This window comes from Amycolatopsis sp. lyj-23, from assembly GCF_046549135.1.
In the GTDB taxonomy this organism is placed as follows: Bacteria; Actinomycetota; Actinomycetes; order Mycobacteriales; family Pseudonocardiaceae; genus Amycolatopsis.
In genome coordinates this window covers 135,648-151,351 of the sequence record NZ_JAJPWN010000004.1, presented here as the reverse complement: position 1 = coordinate 151,351, position 15,704 = coordinate 135,648, and the positions used below count along the sequence as shown (strand labels likewise).

Sequence of the window (15,704 nt, the reverse complement as noted above, 5' to 3'; positions counted from 1 at the left end):
GCGCTTACTGTGACAACGTGACCACCGCTCCGCCCCGCTCCCGTCAAGAGCTCCCACCCACCGAGACAGCAGGCTGGATCCGCCGGCTGTCCGCCGCGGCGTGGGAGCACCGCGTGCTCGTCGTGCTGTCGCTGCTCGCCGCCGCCGTCGGCGTCGGCGTCCAGGCCGCGAGCCCGTTGCTGGTGCGCACAGCGGTCGACGACGCGGTGGCCGGGCGGACCGGCGGGCTGACCGGGATCGCCGTCTTCCTCGTCGCGCTGCAGCTGATCGCCTTCGGCACCGCGTTCGCGCGCCGCTACCTGGGCGGGAAGCTCGCCCTCGACGTGCAGCACGATCTGCGCCAGCGCGTCTTCAACGCCGTTTCGCGGCTGGACGGCGGCAAGCAGGACGCCCTGCGCACCGGCCAGGTCGCCTCGCGCGCGATCTCCGACCTGCAGCTGGTGACCGGAATCCTGATGCAGGTCCCGCTGTCGTTCGGTTCGGTGGTCTTCGCGGTGCTGTCGTTCGTCGCGATGCTGTGGCTGTCCCCGGTGCTGACGCTGATCGCGCTGGTCGTCACGCCGGCCGTCGGCGTCATCGTGGCGCGCAGCCGCAAGCGGCTCTTCCCGGCGACGTGGTCGGCGCAGCAGCGCGCGGCGGACGTCGCACAGCAGGTCGAAGAGACCGTCACCGGCGTCCGGGTGGTCAAGGGGTTCGGCCAGGAGACGCGGGAAGTCTCGAAGCTGGAGGCGACCGCGCGCAAGCTGTTCGGCGAGCGGCTCCGCGCGGCGAAGCTCTCGGCGGTCCCGACGGCGACGACCGCCGCCCTGCCCGCCGCAGGCCAGGTCGCCGTGCTCGGCATCGGCGGTGTCCTCGCGCTGAACGGGTCCATCACCCTCGGCACGTTCCTGGCCTTCGCCACCTACCTCGCGACGCTGATCGGCCCGGCCCGGATGCTGTCCGGGCTGGTGGTGCAGGCCCAGCTGACCCGCGCGGGCGCCGAGCGCGTGTACGAGCTGATCGACGCGCAGACCGACGTCGTCGACGCGCCGGACGCGCGGCCGCTGCCGGAGGGGCCCCTCGGTGTGGAGCTCGACGCCGTCCGCTTCGGCTACACCCGCAGCGAACCGGTGCTGGCCGGCCTTTCGGTGACCGCGAACCCGGGCGAAACCCTCGCGCTGGTCGGCACCGCGGGCTCGGGGAAGTCGACGATCTCGTTGCTGCTGCCCCGGTTCTACGACGTCCACGAGGGCGCGGTGCGGGTCGGCGGCCTCGACGTCCGCGACGTCCCGCTGCGGCAGCTGCGGCAGGCCATCGGCGTGGTGTTCGAGGAGGCGTTCCTCTTCTCCTCGTCGATCCGGGACAACATCGCCTACGGCCGCCCCGACGCGAGCAACGAAGAAGTCGTCGCGGCGGCCAAGGCGGCGGAGGCGGACGGCTTCATCCGCGCGCTGCCGGATGGCTACGAAACGCTGGTCGGCGAGCGCGGGCTCACGCTTTCGGGCGGGCAGCGGCAGCGGCTCGGGCTGGCCAGGGCGCTGATCACCGACCCGCGGATCCTCGTCCTCGACGACGCCACCTCGGCCATCGACACCGTCACCGAAGCGGCGATCCACGACACGCTGCGGTCGGTCACCGCGAGCCGCACCACGCTGCTGATCGCGCACCGGCGGTCCACCCTCGCGCTGGCCGACCGGATCGCGGTGCTGGACGAAGGCCGCGTCGTCGACGTCGGCACCGAGGACGAGCTGATGGCGCGCTGCCCGCTGTTCCGCGAGCTGGTCGCGGGCCCGGGCGACGACGTCGAAGAGAAGCACCGCTGCGAGGGCCTCGACCGCGGCCAGGACGGCGTCACGCCGTCGCTGTGGCCGCGCGACGAGAGCCGCGACGAAGTCGACGAGCTGGCCGAAGCCGCGCGGATGCGCGGCGGCAACCCGAACAGCAGCGGGTTCGCCGGCGGAGGCGGCAGCGTCGACGTCCCGCCGACCCCGGAGCTGATCGAGGGCGTGCGCAGGCTGCCGGCCGTCGTCGACGAGCCACGGCTGCCCGGCGTCGACGTCACCGCGCCCGATCCGAAGTTCCGGCTGGCCGCGCTGCTGCGGCCGGTCCGCGGGCCGCTGGCCCTGGTGATCGGGCTGGTGGCGGCGGACGCGCTGGCGTCGATCGCGCTGCCGGGGCTGTACCAGTTCGGCGTCGACCACGGCGTCCGCGCGGGCGTCGAGTGGCTGATCTGGCTGGCCGCCGGCATCGGCGCCGTGGTGATCGCGGCCGACTGGCTGGTGGTGTTCGCGCAGACGCGGCTGACGTCCCGGGTGGGCGAAACGGTCCTGTACGCGCTGCGCGTCCGCAGCTACGCGCACCTGCAGCGGCTCGGGCTCGACTACTACGAGCGGGAGCTGTCCGGGAAGATCATGACCCGGATGACGACGGACGTCGACGCGCTCTCGACGTTCCTGCAGACCGGCCTGGCCACCGCGGTGGTCAGCGCGCTGACGCTGGCGGGGATCACGGCCGCGCTGCTGATCACCGACGCGGGGCTGGCGCTGTACGCGCTGGCGATGGTGCCGGTGCTGGCGGTGGCCACGGTGATCTTCCGGCGGTCGGCGTCGAAGGCGTACAACGAGGCCCGCGAGCGCGTCAGCGTCGTGAACGCGGACATGCAGGAGAACGTCAGCGGGCTGCGCGTTGCCCAGGCGTACACGCGCGAAGACCGCTCCGCCGAAGCGTTCGCTTCGCGCAGTGACGACTACCGGCGCTCGCGGCTGCGGGCCCAGCGGTACGTGGCGACGTACTTCCCGCTGGTAGCGCTGCTGTCGGACCTGGCGACGACGACGGTGCTGGTGGCGGGCGCGAACCGGGTCTCGGCGGGCACGCTGTCGGCCGGGGTGCTGCTGGCGTTCCTGCTGTACCTGCAGCAGTTCTTCTCGCCGATCCAGCAGCTGTCGGCGGTGTTCGACGGATACCAGCAGGCGAGCGTCGGCCTGAACCGCATCGGCGACCTGCTGAAGACGCCGACGTCGGTGCCGGCGGCGGAGAACGCCGTGGCGGTGCCCGCCCGGCTGCGCGGCGAAGTCTCGTTCAAGGAGGTCGAGTTCGCCTACGCCGGCACCGAGGCCCCGGCGCTGGCGGAGTTCTCGCTGGACGTCGCGGCCGGCGAGACGATCGCGCTGGTCGGCGCCACCGGGGCGGGCAAGTCGACGGCGGTGAAGCTGGTGGCCCGCTACTACGACGTCACCGGCGGTGAGCTGCGGATCGACGGCACGGACGTCCGCGAGTACGACCTCGCCGGGCTGCGCCGCCGGATGGGCGTGGTCCCGCAGGAGGCGCACCTGTTCTCGGGCACGGTGGCCGACAACGTCCGCTACGGCCGCCCGTCGGCCACCGACGCGGAGGTCGAGGCGGCGGTCCGTGCGGTGGGCGCGCTCGACGGCGTCGCGGCCCTGCCCTCGGGTTTCCTGCAGCCGGTCGGCGAGCGCGGCCGCTCGCTGTCGGCGGGCCAGCGCCAGCTGGTGGCCCTGGCCCGGGCGGAGCTGGTGGACCCGGACGTCCTGCTGCTCGACGAGGCCACGGCGGCCCTGGACCCCTCGACGGAGGCCGCGGTCCTGCGGGCGACGGAGACGGTGGCCCGCCGCCGCACGACGTTCGTGGTCGCCCACCGCCTGGCCACGGCGGCCCGCGCGGACCGCATCGTGGTCCTGGACCACGGCCGCATCGCCGAAACCGGAACCCACGAAGAACTCCTGGCCGCCAACGGCCTCTACGCCCGCCTCTGGGCCCTCGGCTGACGTACCGGACCGGTCGGCCCGCGTACCTGCACGGTCGGTTCGCGTACCTACAGGGTCGGATGGCAAGCCGACCCTCCAGGAACGCAAGCCGACCCCCTGGGTACGCAAGCCGACCCCCTGGGTACGCAAGCCGACCCTCCAGGTACGCGAGATGCCCCGCCAATCACGCGTGATGCCCCGCCAATCACGGGTGATGCCTCCTTGCGCACGAAAGTCCGTGGCCGGGGCGGGCCCGCGCTGGGAGCATGACGGGCATGTTCGAAGAAAACCGGGTGCCTGACCGGCAGATCCGGGCCGCGCAGACCGAGACCACCGTCCGCGTCTACCAGGCCTATTCGCCCCAGATCGCCGACGCCGCGCTCGAGAAGCAGACCTTCGTCGCGCCGTTCAAGCGGGACCGGATGACGTGGATCAAACCGTCGTTCCGGTGGATGGCCTACCGCTGCGGCTACGGGCGCAAGCCGGGCCAGGAGCGCATCCTCGCGATCGACATCACCCGTGCGGGCTTCGAGTGGGCCCTCGGCCACGCCGCGCTCAGCACGCCGCGCCGCGACCAGGACACGGCCGCGTGGAAGCAGCAGCTCGAGACCAGCCCGGTCCGGATCCAGTGGGATCCCGAGCGAGACCTCGACCACACCGCGCTGAACTTCCGCGCCATCCAGATCGGCCTGAGCGGCGAAGCCGTCGACCACTACGTCGACGAGTGGATCACCGCCATCACCGACGTCACACCCGTGATGCGCGACATCTCCGGGCTGCTCGCCACCGACCAGCTGCACCTGGCGGTCAAGCTGGTGCCGCACGAGCCGCCGTACGAGCTGCCCGAAGGCCTCGCCCGGGCGATCGACGCGACCGGCTAAGGCAGCGCCCGCCGGCCCAACCCGCCCAGCCCGGCCGCCTCGACGTCGGGGCGCGAGGCCCACCGGACCGTCCCCGGCCGGACGTGGACCCCGGCCCCGACCAGCCAATCCTGCTCCTCGGGCTCACCAGCGGCCGCACCAGGCCCTGGTCCCAGAACGAAGGACATTCGACCAGCCACATCCGCCCAGGAGAACCGGGGCGGAAGACGCCGGGAACCCTGTACCGGGTCCAGCGCTTAAGGTTCCCTTAGCACATCTTGATCGAGTCAGTGACCGATACCCTAGTGCGCCACGCCTCACACAGGCCGGTTCCATCACATCGCGGTCACCGAGGGGGTTAGCCTGGTAGGCGCATCAGCGGATTCAAGATCGAGATCGAGACGGATAGAGGCGAGCCCCAGCCGTGTCCAGCAGCAGCCCTGCGTCACAGTTCGGCCCCAACGAGTGGCTGGTCGAAGAGATGTACGACCAGTTCCTCGCAGACCCTTCCTCAGTCGATGCCGCATGGCACGACTTCTTCGCGGACTTCAAGCCGACGCAGAGCGCGCAGGCCAAGGCGGACACCGCCCGGCAGCAGGCCGACGTCAAGCCCGCCACCAACGGCCAGGCCGCCCAGCCGTCGGCCAAGGCGAAGCAGAACGCGGAGTCGGCGGCCAAGCAGGCCGCCCCCGCGAAGGCGGCGGCCCCCAAGCCGGAGCCGAAGGCGGCCCCGAAGCCGGCGGCCAAGGCCGAGCCCAAGGCCGAGGCGAAGAAGGAAGAGCCGGAGTCGAAGCAGCTGCGCGGCGCCGCGGCGGCCATCGCCAAGAACATGGACGCCTCGCTGAGCGTCCCCACCGCGACCAGCGTGCGCGCGGTCCCGGCGAAGCTGATGGCGGACAACCGCATCGTCATCAACAACCACCTCAAGCGCACCCGCGGCGGCAAGATCTCCTTCACGCACCTCATCGGCTACGCCATGGTGCGGGCGCTGAAGGACTACCCGAACATGAACCGGCACTACCAGCAGATCGACGGCAAGCCGTTCGCGATCACGCCGGAGCACGTCAACTTCGGGCTCGCCATCGACATGAAGGGCAAGGACGGGTCGCGCAACCTCGTCGTGGCCTCGGTCAAGAACGTCGAAGACATGACGTTCCTGCAGTTCTGGCAGGCCTACGAGGACATCGTCAAGAAGGCCCGCAACAACAAGCTCACCGCGGACGACTTCTCCGGCACCACGATCTCGCTGACCAACCCGGGCGGCATCGGCACCAACCACTCGGTCCCGCGCCTGCAGGCCGGCCAGGGCGCCATCATCGGCGTCGGCGCCATGCAGTACCCGGCCGCGTTCGAGGGCACCAGCGAGAAGACCCTGGTCGACCTCGGCATCAGCAAGATCATGACGCTGACCTCGACCTACGACCACCGCATCATCCAGGGCGCGGAGTCCGGCGAGTTCCTCAAGCGCATCCACCAGCTGCTGCTCGGCGAAGACGGCTTCTACGACGACGTCTTCACCAGCCTGCGCCTGCCGTACGAGCCGATCCGCTGGGTCGCCGACATCCCGGACGGCCCGGTCGACAAGACCGCCCGCGTGATCGAGCTGATCGACGCGTTCCGGATGCGCGGCCACCTGATGGCCGACACCGACCCGCTGAACTACCGCCAGCGCAGCCACGCCGACCTGGACGTCCTGTCCCACGGCCTGACGCTCTGGGACCTCGACCGCGAGTTCCCGGTCGGCGGCTTCGCCGGCCAGGAGCGGATGAAGCTGCGCGACATCCTGGGCGTGCTGCGCAACTCCTACTGCCGCACGGTCGGGATCGAGTACACCCACATCCTCGACCCCGAGGAGCGCCGCTGGATCCAGGAGCGCGTCGAGATCCCGCACGAGAAGCCGGACCCCGCGGTCCAGAAGTACGTGCTCTCGAAGCTCAACGCCGCCGAGGCGTTCGAGACGTTCCTGCAGACCAAGTACGTCGGCCAGAAGCGGTTCTCGCTGGAAGGCGGCGAGACGGCGATCCCGCTGCTCGACACGCTGCTGGACAAGGCCGCCGAGCACGAGCTCGACGAGGTCGTCATCGGCATGCCGCACCGCGGCCGGCTGAACGTGCTGGCCAACATCGTCGGCAAGCCGATCAGCCAGATCTTCCAGGAGTTCGAGGGCAACCTCGACCCGGGCCAGGCGCACGGCTCCGGTGACGTGAAGTACCACCTCGGCGCCGAGGGCAAGTACTTCCGCATGTTCGGCGACGGCGAGACGAAGGTGTCGCTGACGGCGAACCCGTCGCACCTGGAGACCGTGGACCCGGTGCTCGAGGGCATCGTCCGCGCGAAGCAGGACCTCCTGGACAAGGGCGGCGAGGGCTACACCGTGCTGCCGGTCCTGATGCACGGCGACGCGGCCTTCGCGGGCCAGGGCGTCGTGGCCGAGACGCTGAACCTCGCGCTGCTGCGCGGCTACCGCACCGGCGGCACCGTGCACGTCATCGTCAACAACCAGGTCGGCTTCACCACCGCGCCGGAGCACTCGCGCTCGAGCCAGTACGCCACCGACGTCGCGAAGATGATCGGCTCGCCGATCTTCCACGTCAACGGCGACGACCCGGAGGCCGCGCACTGGGTGGCCAAGCTGGCCGTCGAGTACCGCCAGGCGTTCCACAAGGACGTCGTCATCGACCTCATCTGCTACCGCCGCCGCGGGCACAACGAGGGCGACGACCCGTCGATGACCCAGCCGGCGATGTACGACATCATCGACACGAAGCGCTCGGTCCGGAAGACCTACACCGAGTCGCTGATCGGCCGCGGCGACATCTCCGTCGAGGAGGCCGAGGCCGCGCTGCGCGACTTCTCGAGCCAGCTGGAGCACGTCTTCAACGAGGTCCGCGAGCTGGAGAAGCACCCGGCGAAGGCCAGCCCCTCCGTCGAGGAGGAGCAGCAGGTGCCGGCCAAGGTGAAGACGTCGGTCGCCACCGAGGTCATCGAGCGGATCGGCGACGCGTTCGTCCAGGTCCCCGACGGCTTCACGCCGCACCCGCGCGTCAAGCCGGTGATGGAGCGCCGCCACAAGATGTCGCGCGAAGGCGACATCGACTGGGCGTTCGGCGAGCTGCTGGCCTTCGGGTCGCTGGCGATGGAGGGCCGGCTGGTCCGGCTGTCCGGCCAGGACTCGCGGCGCGGCACGTTCACCCAGCGGCACTCGGTGTTCATCGACCGCAAGACCGGCCAGGAGTACGCGCCGCTGCAAAACCTGGCCGACGGCCAGGGCCGCGTGATGATCTACGACTCGGCGCTGTCGGAATACGCGGCCGTCGGCTTCGAGTACGGCTACTCGGTGGCCAACCCCGAGTCGCTGGTGATGTGGGAAGCGCAGTTCGGTGACTTCGTCAACGGCGCGCAGACCGTCATCGACGAGTACATCTCCTCGGGCGAGGCCAAGTGGGGCCAGCGTTCGGACGTCGTGCTGCTGCTGCCGCACGGCCACGAGGGTCAGGGCCCGGACCACACGTCCGGCCGCATCGAGCGGTTCCTCTCGCTGTGCGCGGAGGGCTCGATGACGGTGGCGGTCCCGTCCACCCCGGCGAACTACTTCCACCTGCTGCGCCGCCACGCCCTCGACGGCATCCAGCGCCCGCTGGTGGTCTTCACGCCGAAGTCGATGCTGCGCAACAAGGCGGCGACCTCGGCGGTCGGGGACTTCACGGGCGAGAGCCGGTTCATGTCCGTCATCGACGACGTCACGCCGGACCCGGCGAAGATCCGCAAGGTGCTGCTGACCTCCGGGAAGCTGTACTGGGAGCTGGTGGCGGAGCGGACGAAGCGCGAGGCCGACGACGTCGCGATCGTGCGGATCGAGCAGTACTACCCGCTGCCGAAGAAGAAGCTGCTGGCGGCGCTGGAGCGGTACACGAACGCGTCGCAGGTCGCCTGGGTCCAGGAGGAGCCGGAGAACCAGGGTGCGTGGCCGTTCTTCGGCCTGAACCTGCCCCGGAAGTTCCCGGAGGTGCTCTCGGGCCTGCAGGTCGTCTCGCGCCGCCCGATGGCGGCCCCGTCGGCGGGTTCGTCGAAGGTGCACGAGGTCGAGCAGAAGGCCCTGATCTCGAAGGCGTTCGACTGACCGCCTGACCACGACGAAGGCCCCCGCGCTCCTGGTGCGGGGGCCTTCGCCGTTCCGGGCCCCGAAACTGTCGGTGCCCTCCGGTAGCGTGGCAACCGGGGGCGCAGCCCAAACCCGTTTGCCCTCCGCAGCCGGTTCGGGGCAAGGTGGCGATCATGCTGATCCGCCGGGAAACCCCCGCCGACCGAGCGGCGATCCACGCCGTCCACAGCGCAGCGTTCCGGCGCGAAGGGAACGAACCCCCGGTCGAAGCCCCGCTGGTCGACGAACTCCGCGCCGAAGGCGACCTGGTCGACGCCCTCTCCCTGGTGGCCGTCCGCGACGGCGAAGTCGTCGGGCACGTCTGCTGCAGCCGGGCCCGAGTCGGCGAGGACACCACCGCAGCCGTCGGGCTCGGGCCGCTCGGGGTGCTCCCCGCGCACCAGCGCAGCGGCGTCGGCTCCGCCCTCGTGCACACCGTCCTCGGTGCCGCCGACGCCCTCGGCCACGGACTGGTCGTCCTGCTCGGCAACCCGGCCTACTACTCCCGGTTCGGCTTCGTCCTCGCGGACACGCTCTCGATCACCGCACCCGACCCGGCGTGGGGCCCGCACTTCCAGGCGCGCACGCTCACCCGCTACCACCCGGCACAGGCGGGCGCGTTCGAGTACGCGCCGGCGTTCTCCCGCATCTGAACAGGAGCCTGGCATGTACGCACCGACCTCCTCCGTCGGCGTCCGGATCAACCGCGAACAGCCGCCGGCCAAGCTGGTCGACCTCGCGCGGCAGGCCGAAGCCGCGGGACTCGACGAACTCTGGCTGGTCGAGGACTGCTTCTGGGCGGCGGGCATCGCCACGGTCGCCACCGCGCTGGCGGTGACGTCGACGATCAAGGTCGGCATCGGCGTCCTGCCGGCGGTGGCGCGCAACCCGGCGATCGCGGCGATGGAACTGGCTGCGCTCGCCGAGTTGCACCCGGGCCGCCTGATCGGCGGGATCGGGCACGGCGTGGCGTCGTGGATGCGCCAGATCGGCGCGTACCCGCAGTCGCCGGTCGCGGCGCTGGACGAAACGCTGGTGGCGGTGCGGCGGCTGCTGGCGGGCGAGCGCGTCTCGCTGGACGGCCGGCACGTCCACCTGGACGAGGTCGAGCTGGTGTTCCCGCCGAAGACCGTCCCGCCGGTCCTGGCGGGCGTCCGCCGGCCGAAGTCGCTGGCCGTGGCCGGATCCTCGGCGGACGGGACGATCCTGGCCGAGCCGTCCCCGCCCGAGTTCGTCCGGACCGCGCTGGCCGGCATCGCGGCGACCGGCCCGCACGCCGTGGTGACGTACAACTGGCTGGCCCTCGGCGACCGCGAGCGGGCGCGCACGACGGTTGCGGAGTCCCTGACCCCCGGCTCGCGCGTGCAGGTGGAAGGCCTGCCGTTCGCCGCCGAACTGCTGGCACTAATGGATTCGACGTCCACAGTGGACGAACTGGCGGCCGGCCTGCGCCCGGAGTGGATCGACCGCCTGGCCATCTGCGGCGACCTCGGCACCTGCGCGGCCGCGGTCCGCTCGCTCCACGAAACCGGCAGCGGCTCGGTGGTGCTGCTGCCGCTGCCGGAGGAGCCGCCGGAGCGGGGCATCGAAGACGCCGGCCGCGTGGCGGCGGCCGTCCGCGGCTGACGACGGCAGCGAAAAGGAGTTCGTGCCGGACGGCCGGCGTGCCAGGATCGCCTCATGCCGGTCGACCAGCACCTCCTCCTGGCCTTCCTCGTCACCACGGCCATCGCGATGGTGACGCCGGGTCCGGACATGCTCTTCATCCTCGGCTGCGGCATGCGCGGCGGCCCGAAGGCCGGTCTGCTCGCCACCGCCGGGGTCGCCACCAGCGAGGCCATCCACGTCGCCGTGGCCGCGGCCGGGCTGGCCGCGCTCTTCGCCGCCGTTCCGGTCGCCTTCACCGTGGTGCGGATCGCGGGCGCCGCCTACCTCGTCTACCTGGGCGTCCAGGCCATCCGGAACCGCAAGCCGCTCGTCGAGCGCAGGAGTGACCGCGCCTACCTGTCCGGGCTGCTCACGAACCTGCTCAACCCGAAGATGGTGACCTTCACCATCGCCTTCCTGCCGCAGTTCATCGACCCGGCCCGCGGGCACGTCTGGCTGCAGTTCGCCGTCCTCGGCGCGATCATGATCCTGTTCGAGTTCCTCGTCGACGGCACCGTCGGCGTCCTCGCCGGCCGCATCGGCGGGTGGGTCCGGAAGAGGAAGAACCAGCGCCGCATCGAGGTCGCCACCGGCGGGATCTTCATCGGCCTCGGCGTGAAGCTCGCCCTCGACTAAGCACGCAGGCCGTCGACGATCACCGCCACGATCCGGGGCGCACGCTCGTCCCACTCGGCCTCCGGGATCCGCGACAGCGCCCCGAGGAGCAGGATGACGTCGGCGGCGTCGACCCCGGTGCGGATTTCCCCGGCTGCCTTCCCCCGGTCCAGCAGCGTTTCGAGCGCTTCGTCGAGCCGGTGGTGCTGGCCGGAGTAGAGCTCCTGCCACGTCGGCACTTCGATCGCCGCCATGACGCCGCGTTTGACGCGCGCGTACTCGACCAGCCGGTCCAGCCAGCGGGACAGTGCCGCCAGCGGGGAGTGCTCCGCCAGCAGCGGCGCCACCGTGCCGACGAGCTGGGTCAGCTCGGCCCGGTACACCTCCGCCAGCAGGTGCTCGCGCGTCGGGAAGTGCCGGTAGAGCGTGCCCTGCCCGACACCCGCGGCCTTGGCGACCCGGTGCAGCTTCAGCTCGTCGGTCGCGCCGTTGGACTCGCTCAGCTCCGCCCGGGCGGCCTCGACGATCCGGTCGCGGTTGGCGACGGCATCCGAACGGGGCACGACCTGCTCCTCGCATAAGTGGACAAGTGTCCGGTAGACTCAAACGGACAGTTGTCAGCTTAGCGGGAGAGGCCATGACGAACGAACTGGACAAGGTCGTCGCGATCACGGGGGCGAGCAGCGGGATCGGCGAGGCGACGGCCGTGGAGCTGGCGAGCCGCGGCGCGGCCGTCGTGCTCGGCGCGCGGCGCACCGACCGGCTGGAAGTGCTCGCGCGGAAGATCCGCGACGACGGCGGCCGCGCGGAACTGCTGGACGTCGACGTGACCCGCCGGGCCGATCTCGAGCGGCTCGTCGCCCACGCCGTCGACCGCTTCGGCCGCCTCGACGTCCTGGTGGCCAACGCCGGCGTCGCCCGGATCGCGCCGATCAGCGCTCTCGACGTCGACGACTGGGACGCGATGATCGACGTGAACCTCCGCGGGGTGCTGCACGGCATCGCCGCCGCGCTGCCGGTGTTCCGCGCGCAGGGCCGCGGGCACTTCGTCACGACCGTCTCGACGTCGGGGCTGAAGATCGTGCCGACGCAGGCCGTCTACGCCGGGACCAAGAACGCCGTGCGCACGCTGATGGAGGCGCTGCGGCAGGAGTCGACCGACGGCGTCCTGCGCACGACGTCGATCTCACCGGGGTTCGTGCGCACCGAGCTGGTCGACTACGTCCAGGACCCCGCGCAGCGCGAGCAGGCGCAGCAGGCGATGGCGGCGCTCGGCATCAGCCCCGATGCCGTCGCGCGGGCGATCGCCTTCGCCATCGAGCAGCCGGACGACGTCGAGATCGGCGACCTCACCATCCGGCCCACCCGGCAGGGCTAAGCCCGCGCGAGGAACTCCTCCGCGATGTCCAGGGGGTTCCGCTTCTCCTCGGTGAACTCGACGTTGAGCCGGGTGAGGGCCGAGGTGGTCAGCGCCGCCGAGACGCGGTTCAGCGCGGCCACTTCGGCCGGGGAGAGCGTGCCCCGGGCGACCAGCGGCACGATGTTCTGCGCCGGGAACATGTTCTTGTCGTCCACCAGCGGCACGAACCCGTTCGCCGCGATCGTCGATGACGTGCTGAACAGGTCCGCCACTTGCACGTCCCCGGACTTCAGCGCCGCCACCGTCACCGGGCCGCCCGTGTCCGTCGTGCGGATCTCCTTGAACTCGCAGCCGTACAGCGCCTTGATCTTGTCCTTCCAGCGGCTGCTCCACTGGCCCGGGCCGCCGAACACGAGCTCGCGGCAGCGCTTCCCCAGGTCCGAGAACGTCTTGACCCCCGAGGACGCCAGCTGCGGGCCGACGACGAGCAGGTCCTTGTCTTCGGCCGGCGCCTGGTCCAGCACCTCGAAGCCGGGCGGGATCTTCTGCTTCAGCTGCGCGTAGACGTCCTGGGACGTCGTCGCGGTCGCGCCCTTGTCGAAGTACCGCAACAGGTTCCCGCTGTAGTCGGGCACCACCGACAGCGACTTGTCCTGCAGCGCCTTGACGACGACCTCGCGGCTGCCGACCGGCGGCCGGACGGTCACGTTCGAAGCGCCGGCGTTCCGCAGCGCCCCGGCGTAGATCTGGGCCAGCAGCAGGCTTTCCCCGACGTCGGACGCGCCGATGATGATGTCGCCCGACGCGCCGCCCTCGCCGCCGCCGGAGAGGGGGTTCCCGCAGCCGGCCGCCAGCACCAGCACGGCCACCAGCGAAACCAGCCGCTTCACGCCGCCACCTTCTTCGTGGCCGCGGCGAGCCGGACGCCCCGGGGTACCAGCGCCCGGTTCAGCAGGGCGAAGACCACGTCCAGGACGATGGCGAGCAACGTCGTCAGCAGCGCACCCGCGATCACCTCGGAGTAGTCCAAAATGGCCAGTCCGTCGAGCAGGAAGCGGCCCAGGCCACCGAGTCCGACGTAAGCGGCCACCGCGGCGGTCGCCACCAGCTGGAGCACGGCGTTGCGGATGCCGCCGAGCACCAGCGGCAGCGAGATCGGCACTTCCACCTGCCACAGCCGCTGCCAGCCGGTCATCCCCACTCCTTCGGCGGCGTCGACCACGCCGTGGTCGGTCGCCTGCAGCCCGGCGTAGGTGCCGGCCAAGATCGGCGGCACAGCCAGCACGACGAGCCCGATGATCGTCGAGGTGACGCTCTCGGTGAAGAGCAGGAACAGGAACGTGACCAGACCCAGTGTCGGCAGCGCGCGGATGGCGTTGCCGGCGCTCACCAGCGCGACGCCGCCGCGGCCGGTGTGGCCGACGAACAGTCCCAGCGGCACCGCGATGAACAGCGCGATCACCAGCGACAACGCGGTGTACCCCAGGTGTTCCAGCAGCCGCTGCGGGACGCCGTCCGGCCCGGACCAGTGCGCCGGGTCGCCGAACCAGCGGACGAGATCGGTGATCACGGCGCCCCCACCCGGGTCCACGGTGTCAGCAGGTTTCGCGCGCCCACCAGCACGAGGTCGACGACCAGCGCCAGCACCAGCGTCAGCACGATGCCGACCACGATCGGCGAGAAGTACTCGCGCTGGAAGCCGTCGGTGAACAGCACGCCGAGGCCGCCGGTGCCGATCAGCGCGCCCACGCTGACCAGGCTGATGTTGCTGACCGACGCGACCCGCACGCCGGCCGCCAGCACCGGCACCGAAAGCGGCAGCTCGACGGCGAAGAAGCGCCGCACCGGCTTGTACCCGACGGCGGTCGCGGCGGCGATGACCGGCGGTGGCACCGCATCGAGGGCGTCGAGCACCGGGCGGACCAGCAGCGCGGTGGTGTAGACGGTCAGCGCGACGACGACGTTGACGCTGTCCAGGATCTTCGTGCCGATCAGGCCCGGGATGACGACGAACAGCGCGAGCGACGGGATCGTGTAGAGCAGGTTGGCCAGCACCATCAGCACCTGCCGGGCGGGTGCCCAGCGGTAGCCGAGCCAGCCCGCCGCGATCGCCAGCACGACGCCGAGCACCAGCGGGAGCAGCGCGAGGTAGACGTGGTCGCCCAAATCACCGAGGATCTGGCCGCGGTTGTTCGCGCTGCCGAGGTAGCGGCCGAGCTCGTCGAAGAAGCTCATGACGCCTGCGGGGTCGCCTCGATCACATCCAGCACCTGCCGCGCGACCACGGCGCCCAGCACCCGGTGCTCCTCGTCGACGACCACGCCGAGGCTGGCGGGCGAGGACAGCGCCGCGTCCAGCGCGCCCCGGATGGGCGTCCCCCGCACCCAGAGCGAGCCACCGGCGACCAGGTCGTCTTCGCTCAGCTGTCCATCCACAGTGGAATTCGGGGGCAGCCAGCCGCGGGGCTGCTTGTCGGCGTTGACCGCGAGCCGCCAGCCGTCGCCCGGGGAGACGGCGGAGCCGATCTCGACCAGCTCGAGCTCCTTGACCTCGACGCCATCGGCGGAGAGGAACGACAGGCCGCGGTAGCCGCGGTCCCGGCCGACGAACGAGGCGACGAAGTCGTCCACCGGGTGCCGCAGGACGTCGGCGGGCGTGCCGTACTGGGCGAGCTTGCCGCCGACCCGCATCACCGCGACCTTGTCGCCGAGCCGGACGGCCTCGTCGATGTCGTGCGTGACGAACACGATCGTCTTGCCCAGCTGCGACTGCAGCCGCAGCAGCTCGTCCTGCAGGCCTTCGCGGACCACGGGGTCGACCGCGGAGAACGGCTCGTCCATCAGCAGCACCGGCGAGTCCGCGGCGAGCGCGCGGGCGACGCCGACGCGCTGCTGCTGGCCGCCGGAGAGCTGGGCCGGGTACCGCTTGCCGAGCTCGACCGGCAGGCCGATGATCTCCAGCAGCTCGGCGGCCCGCTTGCGCGCCTTCGCCTTGTCCCAGCCGGAAAGCAGCGGCACGGTGGCGATGTTGTCCAGCACCGTCCGATGTGGAAAGAGCCCGGCGTGCTGGATGACGTACCCGATGCCGCGGCGCAGCAGGGCCGGGTCGCCCTCGGCGACGTCCTTGCCGTCCAGCAGCACCTGCCCGGCGGTCGGCTCGACCATCCGGTTGATCATCCGCAGCGACGTCGTCTTGCCGCAGCCGGACGGGCCGACGAACACGGTGATCGTGCCGTCCTCGACCGTCAGGTTCAGCTCGTCGACGGCGACCGTCCCATCCGGATACTGCTTGGTCACGTCGCGGAATTCGATGGTCACTGCCACTCCCCATGTCCGGTG

Annotated in this window: 12 protein-coding genes; 7 read left to right on the top strand and 5 right to left on the bottom strand. The window is 71.3% G+C overall.

The window, feature by feature from the left end:
* Positions 1-17: 17 nt before the first annotated feature.
* The 6 genes from ACLJPY_RS10055 to ACLJPY_RS10030 all read left to right on the top strand — a co-directional run bounded on the left by ACLJPY_RS10055 (position 18) and on the right by ACLJPY_RS10030 (position 11,027).
* Positions 18-3,764 carry an ABC transporter ATP-binding protein gene (locus tag ACLJPY_RS10055; protein WP_410587753.1) on the top strand — a complete coding sequence of 1,249 codons (3,747 nt, stop codon included), beginning with the start codon at positions 18-20 and terminating at the stop codon, positions 3,762-3,764.
* A 254-nt stretch (positions 3,765-4,018) separates the two neighbouring features.
* Positions 4,019-4,624 carry a DUF4291 domain-containing protein gene (locus ACLJPY_RS10050; protein ID WP_410587752.1) on the top strand — a complete coding sequence of 202 codons (606 nt, stop codon included), beginning with the start codon at positions 4,019-4,021 and terminating at the stop codon, positions 4,622-4,624.
* Positions 4,625-5,027: 403 nt separating this feature from the next.
* The gene (locus tag ACLJPY_RS10045; protein ID WP_410587751.1) at positions 5,028-8,723 is read left to right on the top strand and encodes a multifunctional oxoglutarate decarboxylase/oxoglutarate dehydrogenase thiamine pyrophosphate-binding subunit/dihydrolipoyllysine-residue succinyltransferase subunit; all 3,696 of its coding nucleotides are present in this window, start codon (positions 5,028-5,030) and stop codon (positions 8,721-8,723) included.
* 155 nt (positions 8,724-8,878) lie between these two features.
* The gene (locus ACLJPY_RS10040) at positions 8,879-9,397 is read left to right on the top strand and encodes a GNAT family N-acetyltransferase (RefSeq protein ID WP_410587750.1); all 519 of its coding nucleotides are present in this window, start codon (positions 8,879-8,881) and stop codon (positions 9,395-9,397) included.
* Positions 9,398-9,410: 13 nt separating this feature from the next.
* Positions 9,411-10,370: an LLM class flavin-dependent oxidoreductase gene (locus tag ACLJPY_RS10035; protein WP_410587749.1), complete on the top strand. Its 960-nt coding sequence runs from the start codon at positions 9,411-9,413 to the stop codon at positions 10,368-10,370.
* Between the two features lie 54 nt (positions 10,371-10,424).
* Positions 10,425-11,027 carry a LysE family translocator gene (locus ACLJPY_RS10030; RefSeq protein WP_410587748.1) on the top strand — a complete coding sequence of 201 codons (603 nt, stop codon included), beginning with the start codon at positions 10,425-10,427 and terminating at the stop codon, positions 11,025-11,027.
* On the opposite strand, the gene ACLJPY_RS10025 is transcribed toward ACLJPY_RS10030, so the two are convergent.
* On the bottom strand, positions 11,024-11,569 hold the full coding sequence (locus ACLJPY_RS10025; RefSeq protein WP_410587747.1) for a TetR/AcrR family transcriptional regulator: 546 nt from the start codon (positions 11,567-11,569) through the stop codon (positions 11,024-11,026). The genes ACLJPY_RS10030 and ACLJPY_RS10025 overlap by 4 nt on opposite strands.
* Before the next feature lie 74 nt (positions 11,570-11,643).
* On the opposite strand from ACLJPY_RS10025, the gene ACLJPY_RS10020 reads away from it, so the two are divergent.
* Positions 11,644-12,384 (top strand): SDR family oxidoreductase, encoded by a 741-nt coding sequence (locus tag ACLJPY_RS10020; protein ID WP_410587746.1) that lies wholly within the window; start codon positions 11,644-11,646, stop codon positions 12,382-12,384.
* Here the strand turns inward: ACLJPY_RS10020 and ACLJPY_RS10015 are convergent.
* Genes ACLJPY_RS10015 through ACLJPY_RS10000 form a run of 4 tightly spaced genes read right to left on the bottom strand, consistent with a single transcriptional unit; the run spans position 12,381 to position 15,683 of the window.
* Complete coding sequence (locus ACLJPY_RS10015; protein ID WP_410587745.1) at positions 12,381-13,256, bottom strand: ABC transporter substrate-binding protein; 876 nt, start codon at positions 13,254-13,256, stop codon at positions 12,381-12,383. The two genes, ACLJPY_RS10020 and ACLJPY_RS10015, sit on opposite strands and share 4 nt — an antisense overlap.
* Complete coding sequence (locus ACLJPY_RS10010; protein ID WP_410587744.1) at positions 13,253-13,936, bottom strand: ABC transporter permease; 684 nt, start codon at positions 13,934-13,936, stop codon at positions 13,253-13,255. The genes ACLJPY_RS10015 and ACLJPY_RS10010 overlap by 4 nt, the downstream gene beginning before the upstream one ends.
* A complete protein-coding gene (locus tag ACLJPY_RS10005; protein WP_410587743.1) occupies positions 13,933-14,601 on the bottom strand; it encodes an ABC transporter permease in 669 nt (222 codons plus the stop codon). The genes ACLJPY_RS10010 and ACLJPY_RS10005 overlap by 4 nt, the downstream gene beginning before the upstream one ends.
* On the bottom strand, positions 14,598-15,683 hold the full coding sequence (locus tag ACLJPY_RS10000) for an ABC transporter ATP-binding protein (protein WP_410587742.1): 1,086 nt from the start codon (positions 15,681-15,683) through the stop codon (positions 14,598-14,600). The genes ACLJPY_RS10005 and ACLJPY_RS10000 overlap by 4 nt, the downstream gene beginning before the upstream one ends.
* Positions 15,684-15,704 lie beyond the last annotated feature (21 nt).

What these genes read in the sequence shown, in the direction of transcription:
- ACLJPY_RS10050 (WP_410587752.1), top strand. Translation starts at nt 4,019, where the DNA reads ATGTTCGAAGAAAACCGGGTGCCTGACCGGCAGATCCGGGCCGCGCAG.
- ACLJPY_RS10040 (WP_410587750.1), top strand. Translation starts at nt 8,879, where the DNA reads ATGCTGATCCGCCGGGAAACCCCCGCCGACCGAGCGGCGATCCACGCC.
- ACLJPY_RS10035 (WP_410587749.1), top strand. Translation starts at nt 9,411, where the DNA reads ATGTACGCACCGACCTCCTCCGTCGGCGTCCGGATCAACCGCGAACAG.
- ACLJPY_RS10030 (WP_410587748.1), top strand. Translation starts at nt 10,425, where the DNA reads ATGCCGGTCGACCAGCACCTCCTCCTGGCCTTCCTCGTCACCACGGCC.
- ACLJPY_RS10020 (WP_410587746.1), top strand. Translation starts at nt 11,644, where the DNA reads ATGACGAACGAACTGGACAAGGTCGTCGCGATCACGGGGGCGAGCAGC.
- ACLJPY_RS10005 (WP_410587743.1), bottom strand. Translation starts at nt 14,601, where the DNA reads ATGAGCTTCTTCGACGAGCTCGGCCGCTACCTCGGCAGCGCGAACAAC.